Below are 24,706 nucleotides of genomic sequence, written 5' to 3' on the forward strand. Positions count from 1 at the left end.
GGGGCGATGTCGCCCGCAGACGGCGGCTGCCGATCAGATCTGCCTGAGTTATGAGCCCGCGCGCCGGGCGGCGAGGGCGCGCTGCGCGCGGCGCAGCAGCCCCACCAGTCCCGTCACGAGGGCGAGGGCGCCGATAGCGAGCAGCCCGTAGCCGACGGCGGCGCCCACCTCGACGTGCTGCAGCCAGGCGGCGAGGTCGTCGAAGAGCCCCGGCTCGGTGCTGAACCGGATGCCCACCACCGCCAGCACGAGGAACACCAGCCCCCACACGATGCCGGCCCAGCGGACGCGCGGCCGCAGCGACACCGGGGCGTCGTTCGTGGCGCCGTCCGTACCGCCGCCAGCGGCCCCGGGGGTGACGTCGGCGAGGGGAACGGTGGCCTCTTCCGCGGTGCCCCCTGCCGCGCCGGCCATCGTGTCGAAGGGCTGCGTCGGCTCGGTCATCCCTGGTCTCCTTCGGGTGAGGGTGAGGGTGTGGGTGTGGGGATCGGGGTCGCGACGGGGTCCTCCCGGTCGGCGGGCGCGTCGGTCATCGTCTGAACGTAGAGGTCGATGGGTCCGGAGTCCTGCGCGATCACGAGCTTCTGCCGGGTCGTGACCGTCCCCTCGGGACTGATCGTCGCGGTGTACCGGATCCGGCCGTCCGGAAGCACCTGGGTGACCACGCCGGGCTGATCCGGGAGGTACACCTGCTCCCGGTCGGTCCCCGCCAGTGTCACCCAGCCCGATCGCGTCGTGACGTCGAGCTCGAGCGCGACTCGCGCGTCGAGGGTGACGAAGGTCGAACCGGCGCGTTTCCGCACGTACATCTCGCCGTCGCGGCCCGTGTCCGCCAGATAGATCGTGAGGTCGCCCCACGGCTGGACGAACGGCGCGCTCGCGGGGAAGGCGGGCGATTGGTCGGTGTTCGAGATGCCGTAGCTCCCCACGTGCAGCGCCACCATCGTCGGCACCGCCAGGGCGACGAGCCCGCCGGCGAGGGCGAGGGCGGTCGTGGATGCGAGGAATCCGCTGCGGCGACGCAGGATGCCGGCCGCGACCATCCCGCCCGCCAGCACGAGCGCCCCGACGAACAGGCCGAGCGCCGGGGCCGTCTCGCCGCCCTGCTGCAGTGCGGCCAGCGCCCCAGCGATCGCGGCGAGTCCGACGACGACCGCGACGTACGCGAACGGCGTGCGCGGCTTGGTCAGGCGACGGATGCGGCGACGCTCGGCCGCCTCGGCGGAGAACGCGGTCGCCCGTTCCTGCCGCTCGCGGCGGGCCTGCTCGCGGGCGACCCGCGCGGCGTCCTGCTGCTGCCGGCGCCACGCGTCGTCTTGCGCCTTCCACGCCGCGTGCTGCTCGCGCCACGCCGCGTAGGCGGCGTCGGCCGGCTCCGGGTCGGGGCGTTCCGGCTCGTCGGCCTGGTCCGCACTCGACGGCTCGGGTTCGGCGGGTGCGACGACGGAATCGGCGGGGACGGATGCCGCGAAGCCCGCGGCATCCGTCCCCTGCCCGTCCGCGTGCGCGACCGGGCCCGAACCGGTCGGCGCGGACTCGCCCGGGGCGGCGGCGGCCCACCCGACCGCCGCACCTGCCTCCGGAGTCGCAAGGCCTCTGGGAGTGCGGCGCGCGGCGCGCACGATGAGCAGCACGAGTGCCACCACCGCGATCACGCCGACGACGAGACAGAGGATGCTCAGGGCCGTGATCGCGCCGCCGGCCCCCGCGACCGACCACAGGGTCGGCGCCGCGACGAACAGCGCGAGCGATGCGGGCAGCAGCCCCAGCACGGCGCACGCGGCGATGCCGATGAGCGCCGACGTGAAGCGCCCGCGCAGCGCCTCCTGCAGCGGGATGCGGCCGTCGAGGTCGGGCAGCAGCGCCCACGCGATCGCGTAGAGAAACAGCGCCGGAAAACCGAACAGCCCGATCACGACGAGGATGCCGCGCACGATCAGCGGGTCGATCCGCATCCGCGCCGCGAGGCCGGCGGCGACGCCGCCGATCCAGCCGTCGCCGCGGACGACGCCGAGTCCCGCCGTCCACGAGAAGAAGCGCTCGCGGACGCCCGGGCGCCGCGCGGGGACGGCGCCCGGAGCGCCTGGGGACACCGGCGGCAGCGGCGGCACCGGCGGCGGCGGACCGGGGTCGATCACGGGAGTGGTCATGCCTCGATCCTCGCCGCTTCCCGCAGGGCTCTGCCATGGGGTGAACCCCTGACTCGCCCCTGATTGTGGCCCCGTGGCGTAGGCGCGCACGGGGCGGGGTGATTGGATGGCGGCATGTCCACCTCCGTCGCGTCCGTCGGGCCGCGTCCGCCGCTCCCGCCGCTCACGCCGGATGCCGCCGCGGCGGCGTTCGCCGCGCACGAGCCCGCGCCGGGTGTGCCGGGCGCGGGTGTGCCGGGTGCGGGTGCGCCCGGGGCTGCGGGCGCGGGCGTGCCGGGCAGGGGCGTGCCGGGGGCTGCGGGCGCCGGGCCCGCGCCGCTGCGGCCGCCGAAACCGCCGCGGCCCGCGCGCCCGGCGCGGGCGCAGCGCCCCGACCTGCCCCCGCGGCCCGCCCTCGCACGCACCCGCGACTGCGCCGTCGCGGGGGTCGCCGCGGGCATCGCGCGGCATCTCGGCGCCCCGGTCTGGGCCGTGCGTGCCCTGTTCGTCGTGCTCGTGCTCTTCGGCGGCTCCGGCGTGCTGCTGTATCTGTGGTGCTGGGCGTTCATGCCGTGGGAGGCCGTCGCGGCGAGACAGGCCGCGCCGGTACGGCATGTGCCGGTCGCGTGGCTGCTGATCGCGGCATCCCTCGTGGGACTGTTCGGCGTGCTGGTGGCGCCCTGGGATCCGTACGGCTCCTCCTGGATCGTCACGCCGGTGCTGCCGTTCTCGTTTCCGTGGCTGCTCGCGCTCGCCGTGCTCGCGGCCTCGGCGCTGGCGACCGCGGCGGGCGTCTGGGCGGTGCTCGTCGACCGCGCCGACCCGAACCGCGGGCCCAAGCACGCGCTGGCGGTGCGGCTGGTGGCGGTCGGCATCCTGGGTCTCGTCTTTCTCGTGCCGTTGCAGCGGGTCGAATACGACGGCGTCGTGGTCGTGCTGCTGCCGCTGCTGGGGACCGGCGTCGTGCTGTCGTCGACGCTGATCGACAAGTGGCGAGAGCTGTCGGGCGAGCGGATCAAGCGCATCCGCGAGGAGCAGCGCGCCGAGATGGCGGCGCACCTGCACGACTCGGTGCTGCAGACGCTCGCGCTGATCCAGAACCGGTCGGGTGCGTCGAGCGAGGTCGCGCGCCTCGCCCGCGCGCAGGAGCGCGAGCTGCGGGCGTGGCTCTACGACGGCGATCAGCCCGCCGACAGCGATCTGCCCACCGACCTGCGCGACTACGCCGGGGCGCTCGAGCTCGACTACCCGGTGCGCATCGACGTCGTCTCGGCGGGGCTGTCGTCGGAACGGGCCAGCGGCGAGGTCGCGGCGGCGGCGCGCGAGGCGATGCTCAACGCGGCGCGCCACGCCGGCGGCGAGGTGTCGGTGTACATCGAGGGTTCGGCGGGCGGGGTCGACGTGTTCGTGCGCGATCGCGGGCCGGGATTCGAGGTCGACGCCATCCCGGGTGACCGGCTCGGGGTGCGGCAGTCGATCATCGGACGGATGCGGCGGGCCGGGGCCTCGCGACGATCCGCTCGGGCGACGCGGGCACCGAGGTGCACCTGCACTACCAGCGGATCATGGAGGGTGAGGGGCGTGGGTGACGGCATCCGGGTCGTGATCGTCGACGACCACTCGATCTTCCGGTCGGGGCTGCGCAGCGACCTCGACTCGTCGGTCAGCGTCGTGGGGGAGGCCGCCGACGTGCCGTCCGCTCTGGCGGTGATCGCGCAGACCCGGCCCGACGTCGTGCTGCTCGACGTGCACCTGCCGGGCGGGGCGGGGGTGGATGCGACCGGCGGCGAGGAGGTCATCCGGGGCTCCAGCGCCCTCGCCTCGACCCCGAGTGCGCCCAGCGCGCCGACGCGCTTTCTCGCCCTGAGCGTGTCGGATGCCGCCGAGGACGTCGTCCGGGTCATCCGCGCGGGCGCTCGCGGGTACATCACCAAGGGGTCGTCGGGCGTGGAGGTCAGCCGCGCCGTGCACGCCGTCGCGGGCGGCGACGCCGTCTTCTCGCCGCGGCTGGCCGGTTTCGTGCTCGACGCCTTCGGCGCGGTGTCGGGCGAGACCGCGGTGGTCGACGACGAGCTCGACCGCCTGTCGGCGCGGGAGCAGGAGGTCATGCGCCTCATCGCCCGCGGCTACGCCTACAAAGAGGTGGCCAGCGAGCTGTTCATCTCGATCAAGACCGTCGAGACGCATGTGTCGGCGGTGCTGCGCAAGCTCCAGCTGTCGTCGCGGCACGAGCTGACCGCGTGGGCCAGCGAGCGGCGGCTGCTGTAACGCCGGCGTGTGGGTGCGGCCGCCAACGTGCAGGAGCACCTGTGACAGAAGTGGCGTCGGGGCGGGGTGAAACCACACCAGTCACAGGTCTTCCTGCATCTTGGCGGGCGGCGCCGCGCCGACCGCGGTGTCGGCGGCCGCGCCTACACTCGAAGGGTCATGACTGAACCCCTCAAGCCCGTCATCGTCGGCAGGGCCGGCGGGACGTTGCCGCCCGCGCCCGAAGAGTCCGGGCCGCAGCCCGGTGCCGCCCGCCTCGACGACGACCTGCTCGCGGGCCTCAACCCGCCGCAGCGCGAGGCCGTCACCTATCGTGGCCGGGCGCTGCTGATCGTCGCGGGGGCCGGGTCGGGCAAGACGAGCGTGCTCACCCGCCGCATCGCCTCCCTGCTGCGCGGCCGCGAGGCGTGGCCGAGCCAGATCCTCGCCATCACGTTCACGAACAAGGCCGCCGGCGAGATGCGCGAGCGCGTGCGGCAGCTCATCGGCGACACGGCGCAGGGGATGTGGATCTCGACGTTCCACTCCGCGTGCGTGCGCATCCTCCGTCGCGAGGCCGAGCAGTTCGGGTTCACCCGCAACTTCACGATCTACGACTCCGGCGACTCGCGCGCCCTCGTCAAGCGCCTGGTGAAGCAGCACGAGGCGGACGCGTTCGGGTTGACGCCGGCATCCGTGCAGAGCCGCATCTCGAAGCTGAAGAACGAGCTGGCCGATGCCGAGTCGTTCGCGCGATCCGCCAACCTCGGCGACCCGGCCGAGCGGCTGTTCGCGGAGATCTTCGCCGACTACCAGCGCTCGTTGCAGCGGGCGAACGCGTTCGATTTCGACGACCTGATCGCGCAGACGGTGTACCTGTTCCGCGCGTTCCCGCACGTGGCGGACGTGTACCGGCGCAGGTTCCGCCACATCCTCGTCGACGAGTATCAGGACACCAACCACGCCCAGTACGCGCTCATCCACGAGCTGACCCGGCCCATCGAGGACGTGGGCGCGCTGCTCGACGAGAGCGAGGGCGCGTCGCTGACCGTCGTCGGCGACTCGGACCAGTCGATCTACGCGTTCCGCGGGGCCGACATCCGCAACATCACCGAGTTCGAACGCGACTATCCGGGCGCCAAGGTCGTGCTGCTGGAGCAGAACTACCGGTCGACGCAGAACATCCTCAGCGCGGCGAACGCCGTCATCAGCAACAACTTCGACCGCAAGGACAAGAAGCTGTGGACCGACGTCGGCGCGGGCGAGCCGATCGTCGGGTTCACCGGCTACTCGCAGCACGACGAGGCGCAGTTCGTCGCCGACGAGATCGACGCGCTGCACCGCCGCGGTCTCGCCTACGGCGAGGTGGCCGTCTTCTACCGCACCAACGCGCAATCGCGCGCGCTGGAGGAGATCTTCATCCGCGCCGCGGTGCCGTACAAGATCATGGGCGGCACGAAGTTCTACGAGCGCGCCGAGATCAAGGATGCCCTCGCCTACCTCATCGCCGTCGCGAACCCCGCCGACGACCTTTCGGTGCGGCGCATCCTGAACAAGCCGCGGCGCGGCATCGGCGACGTCACCGAGACGGCGATCGCACGCTACGCCGCGGAGCAGGGCATGACGTTCCGCGACGCGCTCGCGAACGCGCCGGCGCTGGGCGTCGGCCCGAAGATCCAGGCCGCGATCGCGCAGCTGGATGCCGTGCTGACCGAGGCGACGGCGGTGCTGCTGCCGGCATCCGGGGAGGTGCCGTCATCGGTGTCGGTGACCGAGGGGCTGAACCTGCTGCTGAACAAGTCCGGATACCTCGACGCCCTGCGCCGGTCGAAGGATCCGCAGGACGAGGCGCGCGTCGAGAACCTCGACGAGCTCGTCGCCGTCACGCGCGAGTTCGCGCGGAACAACCCCGAGGGGACGGTGCTCGACTTCCTCACCGAGGTCGCGCTCGTGTCGGATGCCGATGACCTCGACGACGCGTCGGGTTCGGTGTCGCTCATGACGATGCACACGGCGAAGGGCCTGGAGTACGACGCCGTGTTCGTCACCGGGGTGGAAGAGGATCTGATCCCGCACCGGATCTCGGCCGGCGAGCCGGGCGGTCCGCAGGAGGAGCGGCGGCTGTTCTACGTCGCGCTCACGCGGGCCCGCACGCGCCTGCACTTGTCGCTCGCGATGACCCGGGCGCAGTTCGGCGAGGTGTCGGTGGCGATGCCGAGCCGGTTCCTGCAGGAGATCCCGCACGAGCTGATCGACTGGCGGCAGTCGCCGGGCGACGTCAACTCTCGGGGCGGCATGCCGTCGCGGGCGCCCGGCGCCCGGCGGCCCGGTGGGTTCGGCGGGTCGGGCTCCGGGGGTTTCGGCGGGTCGCGCTACGGCGACGACCTCGTGCCGCTGCCGCGCCGCGAGCGTCCGGCCGGGGACGTGACGAAGTTCGCGAACCGCATCCCGGCGAAGCTGCGCGACAACAGCGACCTGGAGCTGGCGGCGGGCGACCGCATCCGTCACGACGACTTCGGGGACGGGCGCGTCGACCTGGTCACCGGTGAGGGCGCCAAGCGCATCGCCCACGTGCGGTTCGACACCGCCGGCGCGAAGAAGCTCCTCATCAAGGTCGCCCCGATCACCAAGCTCTAGCCTCCCCCGCCCGCCGCCCCGCCCCTCGCTGCGCCTCCCTCGCCGCGAAACTGCATCCGTGCACCGAGACTGCAGCCGGCAGTTGCAGTCTCGGTGCACCGTTGCAGTCTCGCGGCGGTGTGTTCGCGGACCCGAGTGTCCGCAGCCGTGCGGCGACGTAGGCTCGGACAATGGCATTGTTCTCGCGTCGCGGCCGGGCTGAGCCCGGCGAGCCTGTTGCGCCGACGGCGGGGGCGCAACAGGCGGCATCCGCGCCCGTGGTCGAGGAGGCGGCATCCGCTGCCGTGGTCGAGGAGGCGGCATCCGCTGCCGTGGTCGAGGATGTGGCATCCGCGCCCGACGTGGTCGAGGAGGCGGTACCGCAGGTGGGCATCTCGGTGTCGGCCTTCGGTGCTCCGCCGCCGCCGCGGCGCCCGGCGGAGACCGCGCCGCCGGCACCGACGCCGAGGGCCGCATCGGCCTCGCCGAGGCGCGCACGCCCGGCGGGCAGCGCCGGCTGGAGGTCTTCTCCCACCCGCTCGAGGTCGTCGCACTCGGGCGCGGCGACCGGCCGGTTCCGCTGACGCCCGAGCAGCTCGGCCGCGCCCTCGCCGCCGACCCCGCGCTCGGCCTCGTCGTCGACCCGGGCGGGCCGTGGATCGAGCTCGACCGTGACGTGCTCGCCCCGGTGCTCGCCCTCGCGGGCCGAGAAGGGGATGCCGGCCGGGGACTACCCTCCGGTCGTTGAGCGAGTGCCGCAGGCGCGAGACGAGACGTCCCACGTCGGCTCACGCCGTTTCGTCTCGCTTCGCTCGCGGGGCGACCGGCGGGTGCTCGACGAGGCGGCCGCGATCGTGTGGGCGATCCAGATGAACACGGTCGTCTTCCACCCGTGGGCCCCGCTTGCGACCGACACCGACAACCCCGTCGGCCTGCGGATCGGCCTCGACCCGCAGCCGGGAACGGCCTTCGCCGAGGTCGTCGTCGTGGCCCCGGTGCTGCGGGAGGTGCTGCGCGAGGCCGGCCTCGAGGTGTGGCTGAAGACGAGCGGAAGCCGCGGCATCCCTGTCTTCTGCCCGATCGAGCCGACGCACGAAACCCTCGACGTCCGGCACGCCGTCATCGCCGCCGGCCGCGAGCTGGAACGACGGATGCCGGAGAAGGTCACCGTAAGCGGGTGGAAGCAGGAGCGCGGTCAGCGCATCTTCGTCGACGTCAATCAGGCAGGTCGCGACCGCACGATGGCGGGCGCCGACAGCTCGCGCGCCCTGTCGACGGCGACGGTGTCGACGCCGATTCATGTGGGACGACGTCGACCCGGCGGCGTTCACCGTGCGGACGGTGCCCGAGCGGCGGGCGCGGATCGGCGACTCCTGGCTTCGTCGGAGCAGGCGCCGGGGCGCATCGACACCCTGCTGGGGTGGTGGCGGCGCGACCTGGCCGACGGGCTCGGCGAACCGCCCCGTCGCCGACGCCTGGCCTTCGGGGAGCGCAACTGGTCGTCATAGGGCCTCGAACGGAACCATTTGCGCTCCCCGAACGCGAAGTGCCGGGTCGTATCGGGCTTTGGGCGCCGCGCGGACGACGCCGTGAACCGTGAACCGCTCGGGCTGGCTGGGCGGGGCTGCCGGCATCCATCGCCACGAGGGGGCGAGTTCGTCGATGAGGTCGAGGCGGCGGGCATCGCTGACGGCGGAGACCCCGCCGACGTCGTGCAGCCGCCCCTCGGCGTCGAACAGTCCGACCGGCAGCGACCCGGCGCCGCGGAGCCCACGCGGAGCGCTTCGGCGATCCGTGGCGAGGGTGCGGGGATTGTGGATGCGGTATCCGAGCAGCACGATGCCGGCGGCGCGCGCGTGCGTGATCGTGAACATCGTACGCTTGCCGGGCGCGGCGCATCGAGCGGCTTGGCGACCGCGCCGCCGAGCCCGGCGCCCTCGAGCTGGGCGAGCCAGCGCCCGGCGAGGTCGCGATCGCGGGTCTCGTGCGTGACCGGGACGGGACTCGGGATGCCGGCCGGCAGCTGCTCGAACTCGGAGTGCCGCCGGGCGATTTCGCGGGGTCGGGCACGGCCGTGACCACCCCCGCGAGCATCGGGGCGGCGATCTCGCAGCGCAGGGGTCGATCCTGGCCCGGGTTCCTCCGCCTCGCGTGGCCGCCGTCGCTCCTCACCGGCGGGCGTGACGGGGTGGCCGCGGTTCATCCGGCTGAAACCACGGCCATTCGCGGCTTTCGGCGCGGTTCGTGACGGATGAAGGGCGGGGCCGGGGCTTCGTCCGTCGCAGATCGCGGTTATCCGGGGCTTTGGGCGTGATTCGTGACGGATGAGGGCGCAGCGGGGCGCGCGGAGATCCGGCATCCGTCCCGGGGCGACCGACGCGACCGACGCGACCGAGGCGCCCGAGGCGCCTTCCTCTGAGACGCGGTTTCACCTAAACTGACTCTGAGTCTCACCACATCCCTGAGGAGCACCATGGCCAGCGCCTACCAGCCGCCCGTCGACGACTACGCGTTCCTGTACGGCGAGGCGTTCGGGCTCGACATCGTCGCCCGCGCGACCGGCGGCGAGCTCACCGCGGAGGACGGGGCCGACGTGATCGCCGGCGCGGGGGAGTTCGCGGCATCCGTGCTCGCTCCGCTGCAGGAGGTCGGCGACCGCGAGGGCGCGCGGCTCGTTGACGGCGAGGTGCGCATGCCCGACGGGTTCGCCGAGGCATACCGGGCCTTCGTCGAGGCCGGCTGGGTTACAGCCGAAGCCCCCGTCAGCGCGGGCGGCGACGGACTGCCCGGGTCGGTGCGGGCCGGGCTCGGCGAGATCTGGAACGCCTCCAACGCGGCCTTCGCGCTGTGCTGGCTGCTGACGGCGGGGCAGATCCATGCCCTGGATGCCGCGGCCAGCGACGAGATCCGCCAGACCTACCTGAGCAAGCTCGTGTCGGGCCGGTGGACCGGCACGATGAACCTCACCGAGCCGGCGGCCGGCACCGACCTCGGCGCGATCCGCACGCTGGCGACGCCGCGCCCGGACGGCAGCTACGGCATCCGGGGTCAGAAGATCTTCATCACGTGGGGCGACCACGACATCGCCGAGAACATCGTGCACCTCGTGCTCGCGCGCACGCCCGGAGCGCCGGAGGGCGCCAAGGGTCTGTCGCTGTTCGTCGCGCCGCGGGTGCTCGTGAACCCCGACGGCTCGCTGGGGGCGCGCAACGCGGTCGAGACGGTGGCGATCGAGCACAAGCTCGGCATCCACGGCTCGCCGACCTGCGTGCTGTCGTACGAGGATGCCACCGGCTACCTCGTCGGACAGCTCGGCGGGGGTCTCGCCGGCATGTTCGTCATGATGAACGCCGCCCGCATCGGGATGGGCTTCCAGGCGACGGGTATCGCCGATCGGGCATATCAGCAGGCGGCAGCGTATGCCGCTGAGCGCATACAAGGTGCCGTGGTGGGAAGGGATGCCGGGGCGCCGATCGCCGAGCACCCCGACGTGCGGCGTCTGCTGCTGTCGATGCGCAGCGAGGTGTTCGCGATGCGGGCCCTCGGCGTGTACGTCGGCGACCTGTTCGACCGCGCCGAGCAGGATGCCGGGCTGACCAGGCTCGCCGAACTGTTCGTGCCGATCCTCAAGGGCTGGGCGACGGAGGATGCCGTCACCGTCGCGAGCGAAGGCATCCAGGTGCACGGCGGCATGGGCTTCATCGAGGAGACCGGCGCCGCGCAGCACTACCGCGACGCCCGCATCATGCCGATCTACGAGGGCACGACGGGGATTCAGGCGAACGATCTCATCGGGCGCAAGGTGATCCGCGACGGCGGGGTCACCGCCGAGACGCTGTTCCGGCAGATCGACGAGACCGTCGCGGTGCTGGCCGGGCTCGGCGGCGGCGCGGCCGGGGGCGCCGGTGCCGCGGTCGCGGCACGCACGGCCGACCGCCTCGAGCGCGCCGTGGCCGCCGCCCGGCGCGCCACCGCCGACCTCGTCGGCTTCGGTTCGCCGCGGGATGCGCACGCGGTCGCTGTGCCGTACCTCATGCTGCTCGGGGTCTTGGCCGGCGGCTGGATGCACGCGCTCGCCGTCACCGCCGTCCTCGCGCACGATGGTGCCGCCGCGCTCGCGCACGATGGTGCCGCCGTGCTCGCGCACGATGGTGCCGCGGGTGCCGCGGATGCGGCCCGCCTCACGCTGGCCGACTTCTACGGCGCGCACCACCTGCCGCGCGTGCACGCCCTGGCCGAGACCGTCGCCTCCGGCGAGACCGCCTGACCCGGCATCCGCCCGCCCCTTTCAGCGAGACGGCATCCGTGCACCGAAACTGCCGTCGACGGCTGCAGTCTCGGTGCACGGGTGCTGTTTCACGGAAGAAAGACCTGACCCGCGGGCTACAGGGCGTCGCGGACGCGGCGGGCGACCTCGGCGCCCGGCATCCGGCGGGGGAAGACGGCGACGACGACGTCGTCGACCCGCGCGTGCTCGCCGTCGGGGTGGACGCCGAAGCGGTGCAGGAGTGCGTCGTAGGCATCGGTGAGCACCGACTCGGGCACCTCTTCGGTGCCGCGCAGGAGGCGTCGCAGCACGTGATTGTGCACGGCGGTGACCGCGGCCGAGAAGGCGACGGCGTCGATCGGGTCGAGGCCGGGCAGCGCCGCGCGCAGGTAGTCGTCGAACAGCCGCTCGTACTGGAAGACCGTCACGATCTCGCGGTCGCGCAGCGCCGGCACCTGCCGCACGACGGCGTAGCGGCGGCGCGCGAGCTCGGGCTCGGCGGCGAAGTGGCGGAACACCTTGACGGATGCCGCGCAGGCTGCGGCCCAGGGATTCTCGTGCGGATCGGGCGCGGTCGTGTCGAGGAAGGCCCGCAACTCGGCCAGCAGCACGTCGTGGTCGCTGAAGACGACGTCGTCCTTTCCGCCGAACTGGCGGAAGAAGGTCGACCGCGAGACGCCGGCGGCCTGGGCGATCTGCTCCACCGAGGTGGCCTCGAAGCCCTGCGCGACGAACAGGTCGAGCGCGGCGGCGACGACCGCGTTGCGGGCGGAGGTGGGCAGGGCGTCACTCATGGTGCTGAAAGCCTACCGGCGAAGCTCCGCCGCGACCCCAGCGAGCACGGGCGCTCAGCCGCGCGTACTAAGCTGGGGAACCGGTCGATATCTCGACATCGAGATTCTTTCGGCACCGAAACCCCACCGCCGCCAGCGAAGGATTGCCCGTGGATCTGTACGAGTACCAGGCACGAGACCTGTTCGAGAAGTACGAGGTGCCGGTGCTCGCCGGCATCGTCGCCGACACCCCCGAGGAGGCGAAGGCAGCGGCCGAGAAGCTCGGCGGCGGGGTCGTCGTCGTCAAGGCCCAGGTCAAGACCGGCGGCCGTGGCAAGGCCGGCGGCGTCAAGGTCGCGAAGAGCCCCGACGAGGCGTACGAGGCGGCGAAGGCGATTCTCGGCCTCGACATCAAGGGTCACGTCGTGGGGCGCGTCATGGTCGCCGCGGGCGCCCGCATCGACAAGGAGTACTACTTCTCGGTGCTGCTCGACCGCGCCAATCGCTCGTACCTGAGTCTCGCGAGCGTCGAGGGCGGCATGGAGATCGAGCAGCTCGCGGTCGAGAAGCCCGAGGCGCTGGCGCGCATCGAGGTCAACCCGGGCACCGGCATCGACAAGGCGAAGGCCGTCGAGATCGCCGAGGCGGCGGGCTTCGGCGCCGACCTCGTCGACAAGGTCAGCGACGTGTTCGTCAAGCTCTACAACGTCTACAAGGGCGAGGACGCGACGCTCGTCGAGGTCAACCCGCTGGTGCTCACGGCCGACGGCGAGATCGTCGCCCTCGACGGCAAGGTGTCGCTCGACGAGAACGCTGGCTTCCGGCATCCCGGTCACGCGCTCCTGGAGGACAAGGATGCCGCCGACCCCCTCGAGGCCAAGGCGAAGGCGAACGACCTCAACTACGTCAAGCTCGACGGTCAGGTGGGCGTCATCGGCAACGGCGCGGGCCTCGTGATGTCGACGCTCGACGTCGTCGCCTACGCGGGCGAGAACCACGGCGGCGTGAAGCCGGCCAACTTCCTCGACATCGGCGGCGGCGCGTCGGCCGAGGTCATGGCGGCGGGTCTCGACGTCATCCTGGGCGACCCGCAGGTCAAGAGCGTGTTCGTCAACGTCTTCGGCGGCATCACGGCGTGCGACGCCGTCGCGAAGGGCATCGTCGGTGCGCTCGCCGAGCTGGGGGCGACCGCCACGAAGCCGCTCGTCGTGCGCCTGGACGGCAACAAGGTCGAGGAGGGACGCGCGATCCTCCGCGATGCGAACCACCCCCTCGTGACCCTCGCCGAGACCATGGACCAGGGCGCCGACAAGGCCGCCGAACTGGCGAACGCCTGACCCACCCTTCGACAAGCTCAGGGACCAGAAAGCACAACATGTCTATCTTCCTCAACAAGGACTCCAAGGTCATCGTCCAGGGCATCACCGGCGGCGAGGGCACGAAGCACACGGCGCTCATGCTCAAGGCCGGCACGCAGGTCGTCGGCGGCGTGAACGCCCGCAAGGCGGGCACGACGGTGGTGCACACGGATGCCGCCGGCAACCCCGTCGAGCTGCCCGTCTTCGCCTCGGTCGCCGAGGCGATCGAAGCCACCGGCGCCGACGTGTCGATCGCGTTCGTGCCGCCGGCATTCACGAAGGACGCGATGGTCGAGGCCATCGACGCCGAGATTCCGCTCCTCGTCGTCATCACCGAGGGCGTGCCGGTCGGCGACACTGCCGAAGCGTGGGCATACGCGCAGTCCAAGGGCAACAAGACCCGCATCATCGGGCCGAACTGCCCGGGCATCATCACGCCGGACGAGGCGCTCGTGGGCATCACGCCGGCGAACATCACCGGCAAGGGCCGATCGGCCTCGTCTCGAAGTCGGGCACCCTGACCTACCAGATGATGTACGAGCTGCGCGAGATCGGCTTCTCGACGGCCATCGGCATCGGCGGCGACCCCATCATCGGCACGACGCACATCGACGCGCTCGCCGCGTTCGAGGCCGACCCCGAGACGAAGGCGATCGTCATGATCGGCGAGATCGGCGGCGACGCCGAAGAGCGCGCGGCCGACTTCATCCGGGCGAACGTGACGAAGCCCGTCGTCGGCTACGTCGCCGGATTCACGGCGCCGGAGGGCAAGACCATGGGCCACGCCGGCGCGATCGTGTCGGGCTCGGCGGGCACGGCGCAGGCCAAGAAGGAGGCCCTCGAGGCCGCCGGCGTGCGCGTGGGCAAGACGCCGTCGGAGACGGCCGACCTCATGCGCGAGATCATCGCGACCCTCTAGCGCCCGGCGCCGCGCGGCGCCACAGGTCGGCGCCGCCATTTTGCAGGAGCGCCTGTGACAGAAGTGCACTCACCTCCCCGGTGAGCGGCGATCAGTCACAGGTGCTCCTGCATTCTTGCGGCGGGCCGGCTTGCGGGGCCGGCGCCGCCGCGTCAGCCGCCGATGAGGGCCTCGATGGGGCCGCGGGCGAAGAAGACGACGAAGCCGGCTGCGACGCCCCACAGCAGCGGGCTCACGGTCTTGCCCTTGCCCGACACGGCGTGCAGCACGACCCAGCTGATGAAGCCGGCGCCGATGCCGTTCGCGATCGAGTACGTGAACGGCATGATCGTCGTGGTGAGGAACACCGGCAGCAGCACCCGGAAGTCGCTGAGGTCGATGTGCGAGATCTGCGCCATCATCATGGCGCCCACGATCACCAGCGCCGCCGCGGCGACCTCGCTCGGCACGATCGAGGTGAGCGGCGTGAAGAACATCGCGAGCAGGAACAGGCCGCCGGTGACGATGTTCGCGAAGCCGGTGCGGGCGCCCTCGCCGATGCCCGAGCCCGATTCGATGAACACCGTGTTCGACGACGCCGAGGTCGCACCGCCGAGCACGGCGCCGACGCCCTCGACGATCAGCGCCGACGTGATGCGGGGGAAATCGCCCTTCTCGTTCGCCAGCCCGGCCTCTTTCGCGAGGCCCGTCATGGTGCCCATCGCGTCGAAGAAGTTCGAGAACACGAGCGTGAACACGAGCATGACGAGCGCCACGATGCCGACCTTGCCGTAGTCGAACCCGAAGTCGACGGCGCCGATGAGGCTGAGGTCGGGGACGCTCACCGGCGACCCGTCCAGGGCCGGGATGGTCAGACCCCAGCCGCCGGGGTTGTCGACCGCGGACCCGAGGTGCCAGATCGCCTCGGCGATGATCGACAGCACCGTGCCGGCGACGAGGCCGATGAGCATGCCGCCCTTGACCTTGCGCGCGACGAGGATGCCGGTCAGCAGCAGCGTGAGCACGAACATGAGCGTCGGGACGGTGGCGACCGATCCGCCCTGACCGAGCCCGACGGGCGGCGAGGCGGCGCCGGTCGCGGTGACGAGGCCCGAGTTGACGAAGCCGATGAACGCGATGAACAGGCCGATCGCGACGGTGATGGCGAGCTTGAGCTGCACGGGGACGGCGTCGAAGATCAGCTTCCGCAGCCCCGTCGCGGCGAGTAGCACGATGATGAGGCCGTTGATGACGACGAGCGCCATCGCCTCTTTCCACGTGACTTCGCCGACCATGCTGAACGCGACGAACGCGTTGATGCCGAGGCCCGCCGCGAACGCGAACGGCAGCCGCGAGACGAGGCCGAACAGGATCGTCATGACGCCGGCCGTCAGCGCCGTGACGGCGCCGACGGCGGCGAACGACAGTTCGGTGCCCTCGATGTCGGGCGTTCCGGACAGGATGATGGGGTTCAGGATGACGATGTAGGCCATCGTCACGAAGGTGACGACACCTCCTCGGATCTCGGCGCCGACCGTGGAGCCGCGGCGGGTGATGTCGAAGTAGCGGTCGAGAACGCCTCCCGGCTTGTCGCTCGGCGGCGTGTTCTGCGGTGCGGCGTCGGCGATGCGGGACGCCGAATCGGATGACGTGGGCATTGATCCTCCTGCGCAAAAGGGCGCCTGCGTGATGGGTCTTCTGCGCAAAAGCTACCGGCTCTGCGAGTCCGCAGTGTTACGCGGGGCGGGCTGGGTAGGGTCGAACCCGCATGAATCGCCTGCTCGTTGCTCTTCTGTCCGCCGTCGACGCTGTGATCGCGGCGGCCGTCGGCGTGGCCGCGGCGCTCGCGCCGCTGACGGTGTTCTGGGTGCTCGGATTCGGCGGCTCCGCCGACTGGGGCGCGCTGTGGCCCGCGGCGGTGCGGGTCTGGCAGCTCGGGCACTTCGTGCCGTTGCACCTCGTGCTGGGCGACGAGTATCTGGCGGCCGCCGGCATCCCGGCCGAGGCGTCTCGTTTCGTGCTGTCACTGGCGCCGCTGGGATTCGCGGCGTTCACGGCGGTCTTCGCGGCGCGGTCGGGCGCGCGCGCCGCGCGCGCGGGCGCATGGATCGTCGGCGTCGCCAGCGGGACGGTCGTGGCCGCGGCGGTGGCCGCGGGGCTGTGGGCGACGTCGGCGGGCACCGTCGCCCTCGTCTACGGCTGGCAGTCGCTGCTGTTGCCTGTCCTCGTGTTCGCGCTGCCCGCGCTGGGCGGCGCCGTCGTGGGCGCGTGGCGGCACGGCGACGACGGCGTCGTCGACGGGTTGCGGGCGCGGGTCAGCGGATCGCCCGCGTGGGCGCCGGTGCCCGCGGCGGCGGGACGAGCGCTCGGGGTGGCTGTCGCCGGCGTGGTCGGCGTCGGGGCGCTGCTCGTCGCCGTCGCGCTGGTGCTGCGCGGGGGAGAGGTCATCGCGCTCTACGAGGCGGCGCACGTCGACGCTCTCGGCGCCACCGTCGTGACGCTGGGTCAGCTGGCCTACCTGCCGACGCTCGTCGTGTGGGGGGCGGCGTTCGCCGCCGGGCCGGGGTTCGCCGTCGGTGCCGGCACGGCCGTGTCGCCCGCGGGGACGTCGCTCGGGGTGGTGCCCGGCATCCCCCTGCTCGGGATCATCCCCGAGACGGTCTCGCCGTGGATGCTGCTGCTCGCCCTCGCGATCGTCGCCGTCGGGTTTCTCGCCGGGTGGGCCGGGCGGGCGCGGTTGGTGCGTGACGGCTCTGTGCGCCGCAGCGCGCCTCGGCTGGTCGTGCTCGCCGCCGTCGCCGTGCTGGGCGGTGCGGGTGCGGCGCTGCTCGCCGTCTGCGCCTCGGGCGCGATCGGCCCCGAGCGCCTGGCGGCCGTCGGGCCGGCGGCGGGGCCCGTCGCCTTCGCGGTCGGCCTGGAGCTGGCCGTCGGCGCGGCGATCGCCCTGTTCTCTCCCGCCCGCGCACGTCGCGATGCGGAGGACGAGCCGGCCCCCGTCGCCGAGCCCGCCGCACCGGGGAGCGCCGCGCTGGCGCCCGCCGCGCCCCCGGACGACGCCGAGACGCGGCCGTTCCCGCCCACAGGCCCCCGCTTCCCCCACGACGAGCCCTGATCCGCCCCGGACATTTCTGAGGTCTCGCGAAACCTCACAGATGTCCGGCAAATACCCCGAAAGCCGGGTCGAAAGCGGACATTTGCGAGGTTTCGCGAGGGGAGGGTGGGGCGGGGCAGGCACGGGGACCGGGGTGGGGGCGGAGGGGGCGTGCGCCGGTAGACTGGGCGGGTGCTCACGGTCGCCGTCCTCATCTCGGGCACCGGCTCGAACCTGCGGGCCCTGCTCGAAGCCGCCGCCGACCCGGCCTTCCCGGCGCGCGTCGTCGTCGTCGGGGCCGACCGCCAGGCCGACGGGTTCGAGCATGCCGAGGCGTTCGGCATCCCCACGTTCCTGGTGCCGTTCCGGCAGTTCGAGACGCGCGAGCACTGGGGCGCCGAGCTGCAGGCCCAGCTCGAGGTGTGGAACCCCGACCTCGTCGTGCTGAGCGGGCTGATGCGGCTGCTGCCGGCATCCGTCGTCGAGGCCTGGTCGCCGCGGATCATCAACACGCACCCCGCATACCTGCCCGAGTTCCCCGGTGCGCACGGCGTGCGCGATGCGCTGGATGCCGGCGTCACCGAGACCGGGGCGAGCGTCATCGTCGTCGACACCGGCGTCGACACCGGCCCGATCCTCGCGCAGGAGCGCGTCCCCGTGCTGCCCGGCGACACCGAGCACACCCTCCACGACCGCATCAAGCCCGTCGAGCGGCGCCTGCTGATCGACGTCGTCCGCCGCATCGCGACGGGCGAACTCGACCTCACCACGACCTGAAACGAACCTGGAGCTGCGCATGGCCGGTCCGACCATCGACCCCACCCTCTACCGCCCGCGCGACGTCGTGCCGATCCGTCGCGCGCTGATCTCGGTCAGCGACAAGACCGGCCTGCTGCCGCTCGCTCAGGCGCTGGCGGCATCCGGGGTGGAGATCGTGTCCACCGGCGGCTCGGCGTCGCTGCTGCGCGAGGCCGGGCTCGAGGTCACGGACGTCGCCGAGGTCACCGGCTTCCCGGAGTCGCTCGGCGGCCGCGTCAAGACCCTGCACCCGAGCGTGCACGCGGGCCTGCTCGCCGACCTGCGGCTCGCCGACCACGAGCGGCAGCTCGACGAGCTCGGCATCCTGCCGTTCGAGCTCGTCGTCGTGAACCTGTACCCGTTCGTCGAGACCGTGGCATCCGGGGCCACCGGTGACGCCGTCGTCGAGCAGATCGACATCGGCGGCCCCGCGATGGTGCGCGCGTCGGCGAAGAACTTCGCCAACGTCGCGATCGCCGTCTCGCCCGAGTCGTACCCGGCTCTCATCGACGCGCTGGGCCAGGGCGGCACGACGCTCGCCCAGCGGCGCGAGCTCGCCGCGCGCGCGTTCACGCACACCGCCACCTACGACCGTGCCGTCGCCACCTGGTTCGCCGGCGAGACGCTCGTCGACGAGGGCGACCTGCCGCAGCACCTCACGATCAAGGCCGAGCGCCTCGCGACGCTGCGCTACGGCGAGAACGCGCACCAGCGCGCCGCCCTGTACAGCCGCATCGGCGGCCACGGCATCGCCCAGGCGGAGCAGCTGCAGGGCAAGGAGATGAGCTACAACAACTACGTCGACGCGGATGCCGCCCTCCGTGCCGCGTTCGACATGGTCAAGCCGGCCGTCGCCATCATCAAGCACGCGAACCCCTGCGGCATCGCCGTCGCGGCGCCCAACGCGCTCGACCCGATCGCCTCGGCGCACCTGCGCGCGCACGAGTGCGACCCCGTGTCGGCGTTCGGCGGGGTCATCGCCGCCAACCGGACGGTGACGTTGAAGATGGCCGAGAACCTCCGCGACATCTTCACCGAGGTCATCGTCGCCCCCGACTTCGAGCCCGAGGCGCTGGAGGTCTTCACGCTCAAGAAGAACCTGCGCGTGCTACGCCTGCCCGCCGACTGGCGCCAGGAGCCGATGGACGTGCGGCTGCTCTCGGGCGGACTGCTGCTGCAGGATGCCGACCGCTTCCCCGACGACATCGAGTCCGTCGCGAAGGACTGGGAGCTCGTCTCGGGCGAGCGCCCCGACCACATGGAGAACCTCATCTTCGCGTGGAAGGCGTGCCGCGCCGTCAAGTCGAACGCGATCGTGCTGGCGCAGGGGTCGGCGACGGTCGGCATCGGCATGGGGCAGGTCAACCGCGTGGACTCGTGCCGCCTCGCCGTGGAGCGGGCGGGCGACCGCGCCGCGGGCTCGGTGGCGGCATCCGACGCGTTCTTCCCGTTCGCCGACGGGCCGCAGGTGCTGATCGACGCGGGCATCCGCACGATCGTGCAGCCCGGCGGGTCGGTCCGCGACGCCGAGGTCATCGACGCCGCCCGCGCCGCCGGCGTCACGATGTTCTTCACCGGCGAGCGCCACTTCTTCCACTGACCCGCCGTTCCCCATCCGTTCGCGAGACTGCATCGGTGCACCGAGACTGCAGCCGCCGGTCGCAGTCTCGGTGCACGGATGCTGTTTCGCGGGGAGTGGGTGTCGGGGTTACCGTGGTGGCTGATTTCCGCTAGTGGGGGCGGATGCCGCGTGTCAGGCTAGGGAGGTGACCACGACGGCGATGACCTTCGACGAGCGCTACCGGGCGATCGACGCCCGCGACGCGCGGTTCGACGGGCAGTTCGTCACGGCGGTGCGCTCGACCGGCATCTACTGCCGGCCGTCGTGCCCGGCGCGCACGCCCAAGCCGTCCAACGTCACGTTCTACCCCACGTCGGCCGCCGCGCACGAGGCCGGATACCGCGCCTGCAAGCGCTGCCTGCCCGAGGCCGCACCCGGCTCGCCGGAGTGGAATCTGCGCGGCGACGTCGCGGGCCGCGCCATGCGGCTCATCGCCGACGGCGTCGTCGAGCGCGAGGGCGTGCCGGGGCTCGCGCGGCGGCTCGGATACTCGTCGCGGCACCTCACCCGGCTGCTGGCGGCCGAGCTCGGCGCCGGACCCTTGGCTCTCGCCCGCGCGCAGCGCGCGCACACGGCACGGATGCTGCTCGTCGCCACCGACCTCTCCGCCGCCGACGTGGCCTTCTCGGCGGGCTTCGCGAGCGTGCGCCAGTTCAACGACACCATTCGCGAGGTGTTCGGGATGCCGCCGCTCGAGCTGCGCGCCCGCCGCCGGGCGGATCGCCCCGCGACGGACGGGGCGACCTCGGGAGAACCCCGGATCGCGGCGGGCCACGCATACGACACCCCCGGGACCATCGACCTCGTCCTGCCGTACCGCGGGCCGTTCGACGCGCCGGGCCTGTTCTGCTGGATGGCCGCCCGCGCCGTCGCCGGCGTCGAACGCGCCACGGCCGACGCGTTCGCCCGCACGCTGCGGCTGCCCGGCGGCCCCGCGTGCTTCGAGCTGCGCCTCGACGCGGCCGGCCGCCCGCGCCTGCGGGCGCGCCTGACGCACCTGCGCGACCTGCCCGTGCTCGTCGCCCGCGTGCGGCGCCTGTTCGACCTCGACGCCGACCCGATCGCGGTCGATGCCGCGCTGGCCGCGCATCCCGAGGTGGCGCCGCTCGTGGCGCGGGTGCCCGGCATCCGGGTGCCCGGAGCCGCCGACCCGCACGAGATGCTCGTCCGCGCGATGGTGGGCCAGCAGATCAGCGTCGCCGCCGCCACGACGGTGCTGACGGCGCTGACCGACGCGCTGGGGGAGCGTGTCGACGGCTTCGACGGACACGACCGGCTGTTCCCCACGATGGCGTCGATCGCCGAGCACGGTGCCGAGGTGCTGCGCGGGCCGGCGGCCCGCATCCGCGCGATCACGGGTGCGGCCGCGGCGCTCGCCGACGGCTCGCTCGTGCTCACGAGCGGCGACGACGGCGCCGCGCAGCGGGCGGCGCTGCTGGCGAGGCCCGGCATCGGCCCGTGGACCGCCGACTACGTGCGCATGCGCGTGCTCGGCGACCCCGACATCACCCTGCCCGGCGATGTCGCGGTGCGCGCCGGCGCCGCGGCGGCCGGCATCCCGGCCGATCCGCGCGGATTCGAGTCCTGGGCCGTCCGTGCCGCGCCCTGGCGCAGCTACCTCACGGCGCACCTCTGGCGCGCCGCCGCAAAACCGTCGGAGCACCGGTGACAGAAGTGACGAAACACCCCGCTGAGGTCACACCTGTCACACCCCGTCCTGCATCTTTGCAGCAGAAACGAAGGAGCACCCCATGGCCGCCCTCATCCAGACCATCGAGACCCCCGACGGCCCGTTCACGATCCTCGCCGACGACCGGCAGCGCGTGCTGTCCAGCGGATGGACGGCCGACCCGGCCGCCATCCTCGCGCGGCTGCGCACCCCGCCGACGCCGGTGCGCGAGGCCGAGACGGATGCCGCCGCCGTCGTCCGCGCCTACTACGGCGGCGACCTGCATGCCATCGACGCCGTCGAGGTCGCGCAGACCGGCACCGCGCGGCAGCTCGTGGGCTGGGCGGCGCTGCGCCGCATCGCGCCGGGCGCGCCGCTGACCTACGCCGAGTTCGCGACCGTCCTCGGGGCGCCGAGCGCGGTGCGGGCGGCGGCATCCATCTGCGCGCGCAACGCGCCGGCGCTGTTCGTGCCGTGCCATCGCGTGCTGCGCACCGGCGGCGGCATGGGCGGCTTCGCGTGGGGCGTCGAGGTCAAGCGCGCCCTGCTCGCCCGCGAGGCCGCTGCCGCTTGAGGGCCGTGGCCGCCTGAGGCCGCGCGCATCGCGTGGGGAGTTCTCCCCATCGAGCCCTCGCACGACGTTGCACTAGGGTCTATGCGGGGAGGTGACGCCGTGGGAATGATGCTGCCGAACGAGCTGATCTGGGTGATGGAGAAGCTCGGGTTCGACTGGCCCGACGTCGACGAGGACGAGCTGCGCCGGGGCGGGCACATGATCGGCGTGTTCCACGGCGAGCTCGAGGCGAAGCTGCAGGCGATGGACCGCAAGGTGAACGGCGAGCTCGCCGCGGCGCTGCAGGGCCAAGCTGGCCCCGCCTACGTGGGCGCGTGGAACACCAACCGCTCGCAGAACCTGCAGAAGCTGCTGGATCTGCTCGGCCCGGTGCCCACGGGCATCGAGATCGCCGCGGGCGCCGTGCTGGCCCTCAAGATCAAGGTGATCGCGGACGTCACCACGACGATGATCGCGCTCATCGCGATGCTGACGAACCCGATCACGGCCGCCGGCGCCGGCCCGATGCTGATCATCAAGAAGCGGCTGCTCAACGCGGCGGTCGACATCGCGATCGAGCAGGTGCTGAACCAGGTGCTGCCCCTCGTCATCGAGCCGCTGGCCGAGCAGCTGCCGGGCATCGTGATGGCGGCGCTGGAGTCTCCGATCGTCGAGGCCGTCGCGGGCGACCCCGACCAGTTCTACGCCGACCTGCAGGCGCTGGAGCAGGCGCAGGGCGAGATGGAGCAGCACGCCGCCGACGTCGAATCGCTGACCGACCGGCTCATCTCGGATCTCGCCAGCCTGAACATCGGAGGGGACTGACCGATGCACATCATGGGTGCGGTGATCCGCCCGCTGAAGAACTCGCTCGACGACATGCCGGTGCACGTCCGGCAGCTGGCGGAGATGTTCCGCAAGCACGGCCAGAAGCAGACGCACACGAGCGGCCGGGTCAAAGACCTCGACGCGACGGATGTCCCCCAGCCGTTGCGCGACGGCTGGAAGCAGGACTCCTGGCACACGCCCGACCGGGTCGTCGGGGCGGGCAAGCCCAACCGCCCGTATCCGGGGGAGTACCTCGACGCGGACTATATCAAGCAACATCTCGCCCGGTTCGAGGACGGCGCGACCCGGTTCTACAGGGCCGACAGTTTGGGCCGTCACGGCCCGGGTAACGGGGGCACCACCTTCGTCTTCCCGACGTCTGAGATCGACAACTTGGTTGCTCAAGCGGGCGGCGACAAGAAGACACTCGGCGTGCTGCTCGGCTTGGGCGAGGACTACTTCGATGACGGTTCCGTCATCATGCGCGCGGACTTCAGCTACGAGGAAGTGCTGAACGGAAACCTGAGGATGCCGCGGGGCAGCGAAGGCGGCGCCAACGCGCAATGGATCCCCGGTGGCTATCTCCCCGAAGGCCTGCCGGAAGCCGTGTTCGACGTTCATCCCGAAGCGACCCCATCCGATCCGTCCGTGGGAGGCAGTTGGGGATCGTGGAATCGTTTCACTCCGTGAAGACCTTTCTCAGCGACGGCGCCGTCCGCTACCCAAGGACGGTGGACTACTACTCGCTCAAGGTGCCCGAAGCGAACCCCTATCTCGACCCTGTCGAAGCGCGCGAGTCGTATCGGAGTGGGAAAGGGTTGCATGTCATTCCGGATGCCGACGACCTTGCCTGGCTGCTGTATATCTCGGGCAGCCGGCGCGGATATCGGTTTTCGTTGACGTTCTACACGCCGCAGAAGACGCCGTTGCGTGAGGTGGTGTGGGAGGCGTCCGGCGGCGTGCTGCTGTGCCGGCGGGTCATCGACGTCTTCTACCCGGAGGGCGATCCGCAGTGGCGGGTGCCATACGTGGGTGTCGTGACGGTGACGCAGGAGTTGGGGTCTGACGGGGTGCTGTCGGTGCTGGTGTCGTCGCCGTTGGAGGAGGATTGGTTCCGGGAGGTGTCGGGGGTCGAGCTCGCGGGTCTGCGGCTTCCGGTTCCGCAGTTCGGGCGGTGGGAGGCGCTGGTGGCCGCGTCGGCACCGCCGGTGGTCGAGCGGTTCGGGTGGGATGCGATCACGGCGGCGAAGGAGTTCGCCGACAGTCGGGTGGTGCGGGGGGAGCCTGTCGGGGAGGCCGCGGGCTGGCGCGTCGCGGCGGGGGATCGTGATCTCATGGCTGCGATTCAGGCGGTGGTGCGCGGCGGGCGTCCTCGTCCGGGCATTCATGTGCTGGAGCGTGGGGATGTGCGCATTCTGCCGTTGGCCGCACAGTCGAATCCTGCGGGAAGTGGGCGCGATCCGGGTGAGGAGCGGCGGCGGTTCGACCGGATCGGCAGTGATGTCAGTGATGCGTGTGAGCAGTACGAGGGGCGGCCGCTGGCCTTCGACCTCGCGTATCGGGGAGGCGACCGGATCGCCGCGTATGCGGCGGCGTTGCGGAGAGCGGGCGCGACGCGGGTGTTGTGGTGGGCTTTCGAGCCGGCGGATGCGGGTGCGAGGGGTGTGACGCTCGTGTGGTGCGGGGATGAGTCGGCGGGGGATCTGACGTTGGCGGTCCAGGTGGTTCCGGTGAGCTGGGTCGATGAGCGGCGAACGAAGCCCGGTGCGGTCGAGGTCGATCTCGCGTGGTCACTCGCCGATGTGATCGGATGACTGACCCCGAATCCGAATCCGTCCTCTACCCCAGGAGATTCGAG

Annotated in this window: 18 protein-coding genes and 3 pseudogenes; 16 read left to right on the plus strand and 5 right to left on the minus strand. The window is 72.2% G+C overall.

Annotation, left to right across the window (positions count from 1 at the left end; genetic code table 11):
- Positions 1–48: 48 nt before the first annotated feature.
- Entirely contained in the window at positions 49–444 is a 396-nt protein-coding gene (locus QM720_RS07615; RefSeq protein ID WP_415125519.1) for a hypothetical protein, read from the minus strand.
- Positions 441–2,150, minus strand: a complete 1,710-nt coding sequence (locus tag QM720_RS07620) for a PspC domain-containing protein (protein ID WP_415125520.1) — start codon at positions 2,148–2,150, stop codon at positions 441–443. Before QM720_RS07620 ends, QM720_RS07615 begins: the two co-directional genes overlap by 4 nt.
- 114 nt (positions 2,151–2,264) lie before the next feature.
- Between QM720_RS07620 and QM720_RS07625 the strand changes: the two are divergent.
- The 5 genes and pseudogenes from QM720_RS07625 to QM720_RS07645 form a co-directional block, all read left to right on the plus strand.
- Positions 2,265–2,642, plus strand: a pseudogene (locus QM720_RS07625) (PspC domain-containing protein); the annotation flags it as partial.
- 1,068 nt (positions 2,643–3,710) lie between these two features.
- Positions 3,711–4,397, plus strand: coding sequence for a LuxR C-terminal-related transcriptional regulator (locus QM720_RS07630; RefSeq protein WP_415127845.1), 687 nt, complete (start codon positions 3,711–3,713; stop codon positions 4,395–4,397).
- A gap of 159 nt (positions 4,398–4,556) precedes the next feature.
- On the plus strand, positions 4,557–7,013 hold the full coding sequence (locus QM720_RS07635) for an ATP-dependent helicase (RefSeq protein ID WP_415125521.1): 2,457 nt from the start codon (positions 4,557–4,559) through the stop codon (positions 7,011–7,013).
- Positions 7,014–7,183: 170 nt separating this feature from the next.
- The gene (locus tag QM720_RS07640) at positions 7,184–7,576 is read left to right on the plus strand and encodes a hypothetical protein (RefSeq protein WP_415125522.1); all 393 of its coding nucleotides are present in this window, start codon (positions 7,184–7,186) and stop codon (positions 7,574–7,576) included.
- 246 nt (positions 7,577–7,822) lie between these two features.
- Positions 7,823–8,500, plus strand: a pseudogene (locus QM720_RS07645) (ATP-dependent DNA ligase); the annotation flags it as partial.
- Here QM720_RS07645 and QM720_RS07650 read toward each other — a convergent pair.
- A complete protein-coding gene (locus QM720_RS07650; protein ID WP_415125523.1) occupies positions 8,495–8,866 on the minus strand; it encodes a hypothetical protein in 372 nt (123 codons plus the stop codon). The pseudogene QM720_RS07645 and the gene QM720_RS07650 overlap by 6 nt on opposite strands.
- A 599-nt stretch (positions 8,867–9,465) precedes the next feature.
- Here QM720_RS07650 and QM720_RS07655 point away from each other — a divergent pair.
- Positions 9,466–11,259 (plus strand): acyl-CoA dehydrogenase, encoded by a 1,794-nt coding sequence (locus tag QM720_RS07655; RefSeq protein WP_415125524.1) that lies wholly within the window; start codon positions 9,466–9,468, stop codon positions 11,257–11,259.
- Positions 11,260–11,375: 116 nt separating this feature from the next.
- On the opposite strand, the gene QM720_RS07660 is transcribed toward QM720_RS07655, so the two are convergent.
- The gene (locus tag QM720_RS07660) at positions 11,376–12,053 is read right to left on the minus strand and encodes a TetR/AcrR family transcriptional regulator (protein WP_415125525.1); all 678 of its coding nucleotides are present in this window, start codon (positions 12,051–12,053) and stop codon (positions 11,376–11,378) included.
- A gap of 149 nt (positions 12,054–12,202) precedes the next feature.
- On the opposite strand from QM720_RS07660, the gene sucC reads away from it, so the two are divergent.
- Together sucC and sucD are read left to right on the plus strand one after the other, a co-directional pair.
- Entirely contained in the window at positions 12,203–13,369 is a 1,167-nt protein-coding gene (sucC, locus tag QM720_RS07665; protein ID WP_415125526.1) for an ADP-forming succinate--CoA ligase subunit beta, read from the plus strand.
- Between the two features lie 38 nt (positions 13,370–13,407).
- A pseudogene (sucD, locus tag QM720_RS07670) lies at positions 13,408–14,309 on the plus strand (succinate--CoA ligase subunit alpha).
- A 152-nt stretch (positions 14,310–14,461) separates the two neighbouring features.
- On the opposite strand, the gene QM720_RS07675 reads toward sucD, so the two are convergent.
- On the minus strand, positions 14,462–15,946 hold the full coding sequence (locus tag QM720_RS07675) for an NCS2 family permease (protein WP_415125527.1): 1,485 nt from the start codon (positions 15,944–15,946) through the stop codon (positions 14,462–14,464).
- A gap of 110 nt (positions 15,947–16,056) precedes the next feature.
- Here QM720_RS07675 and QM720_RS07680 point away from each other — a divergent pair, with 110 nt between their 5' ends.
- From QM720_RS07680 to QM720_RS07715, 8 genes are all read left to right on the plus strand, one after another.
- Positions 16,057–17,400 carry a DUF6350 family protein gene (locus QM720_RS07680; protein ID WP_415125528.1) on the plus strand — a complete coding sequence of 448 codons (1,344 nt, stop codon included), beginning with the start codon at positions 16,057–16,059 and terminating at the stop codon, positions 17,398–17,400.
- Between the two features lie 171 nt (positions 17,401–17,571).
- Entirely contained in the window at positions 17,572–18,156 is a 585-nt protein-coding gene (gene purN / locus QM720_RS07685) for a phosphoribosylglycinamide formyltransferase (protein WP_415125529.1), read from the plus strand.
- Positions 18,157–18,175: 19 nt separating this feature from the next.
- The gene (gene purH, locus QM720_RS07690) at positions 18,176–19,777 is read left to right on the plus strand and encodes a bifunctional phosphoribosylaminoimidazolecarboxamide formyltransferase/IMP cyclohydrolase (RefSeq protein WP_415125530.1); all 1,602 of its coding nucleotides are present in this window, start codon (positions 18,176–18,178) and stop codon (positions 19,775–19,777) included.
- Between the two features lie 181 nt (positions 19,778–19,958).
- Positions 19,959–21,467 (plus strand): DNA-3-methyladenine glycosylase 2 family protein, encoded by a 1,509-nt coding sequence (locus QM720_RS07695; protein ID WP_415127847.1) that lies wholly within the window; start codon positions 19,959–19,961, stop codon positions 21,465–21,467.
- Positions 21,468–21,549: 82 nt separating this feature from the next.
- The gene (locus tag QM720_RS07700) at positions 21,550–22,041 is read left to right on the plus strand and encodes a methylated-DNA--[protein]-cysteine S-methyltransferase (RefSeq protein WP_415125531.1); all 492 of its coding nucleotides are present in this window, start codon (positions 21,550–21,552) and stop codon (positions 22,039–22,041) included.
- A gap of 105 nt (positions 22,042–22,146) precedes the next feature.
- Entirely contained in the window at positions 22,147–22,845 is a 699-nt protein-coding gene (locus QM720_RS07705) for a hypothetical protein (RefSeq protein WP_415127849.1), read from the plus strand.
- A gap of 3 nt (positions 22,846–22,848) precedes the next feature.
- The gene (locus tag QM720_RS07710; protein WP_415125532.1) at positions 22,849–23,538 is read left to right on the plus strand and encodes a hypothetical protein; all 690 of its coding nucleotides are present in this window, start codon (positions 22,849–22,851) and stop codon (positions 23,536–23,538) included.
- A gap of 41 nt (positions 23,539–23,579) precedes the next feature.
- The gene (locus tag QM720_RS07715) at positions 23,580–24,662 is read left to right on the plus strand and encodes a hypothetical protein (protein WP_415125533.1); all 1,083 of its coding nucleotides are present in this window, start codon (positions 23,580–23,582) and stop codon (positions 24,660–24,662) included.
- The last annotated feature ends 44 nt before the right edge of the window (positions 24,663–24,706 follow it).

The organism is Microbacterium sp., assembly GCF_047602155.1.
Lineage (GTDB): Bacteria > Actinomycetota > Actinomycetes > Actinomycetales > Microbacteriaceae > Microbacterium.

Coding starts and splice junctions, on each gene's coding strand:
- QM720_RS07615 (WP_415125519.1), bottom strand. CDS start 444: ATGACCGAGCCGACGCAGCCCTTCGACACGATGGCCGGCGCGGCAGGG.
- QM720_RS07620 (WP_415125520.1), bottom strand. CDS start 2,150: ATGACCACTCCCGTGATCGACCCCGGTCCGCCGCCGCCGGTGCCGCCG.
- QM720_RS07635 (WP_415125521.1), top strand. CDS start 4,557: ATGACTGAACCCCTCAAGCCCGTCATCGTCGGCAGGGCCGGCGGGACG.
- QM720_RS07640 (WP_415125522.1), top strand. CDS start 7,184: ATGGCATTGTTCTCGCGTCGCGGCCGGGCTGAGCCCGGCGAGCCTGTT.
- QM720_RS07650 (WP_415125523.1), bottom strand. CDS start 8,866: ATGTTCACGATCACGCACGCGCGCGCCGCCGGCATCGTGCTGCTCGGA.
- QM720_RS07655 (WP_415125524.1), top strand. CDS start 9,466: ATGGCCAGCGCCTACCAGCCGCCCGTCGACGACTACGCGTTCCTGTAC.
- QM720_RS07660 (WP_415125525.1), bottom strand. CDS start 12,053: ATGAGTGACGCCCTGCCCACCTCCGCCCGCAACGCGGTCGTCGCCGCC.
- QM720_RS07675 (WP_415125527.1), bottom strand. CDS start 15,946: ATGCCCACGTCATCCGATTCGGCGTCCCGCATCGCCGACGCCGCACCG.
- QM720_RS07680 (WP_415125528.1), top strand. CDS start 16,057: ATGAATCGCCTGCTCGTTGCTCTTCTGTCCGCCGTCGACGCTGTGATC.
- purH (WP_415125530.1), top strand. CDS start 18,176: ATGGCCGGTCCGACCATCGACCCCACCCTCTACCGCCCGCGCGACGTC.
- QM720_RS07695 (WP_415127847.1), top strand. CDS start 19,959: ATGACCTTCGACGAGCGCTACCGGGCGATCGACGCCCGCGACGCGCGG.
- QM720_RS07700 (WP_415125531.1), top strand. CDS start 21,550: ATGGCCGCCCTCATCCAGACCATCGAGACCCCCGACGGCCCGTTCACG.
- QM720_RS07705 (WP_415127849.1), top strand. CDS start 22,147: ATGATGCTGCCGAACGAGCTGATCTGGGTGATGGAGAAGCTCGGGTTC.
- QM720_RS07710 (WP_415125532.1), top strand. CDS start 22,849: ATGCACATCATGGGTGCGGTGATCCGCCCGCTGAAGAACTCGCTCGAC.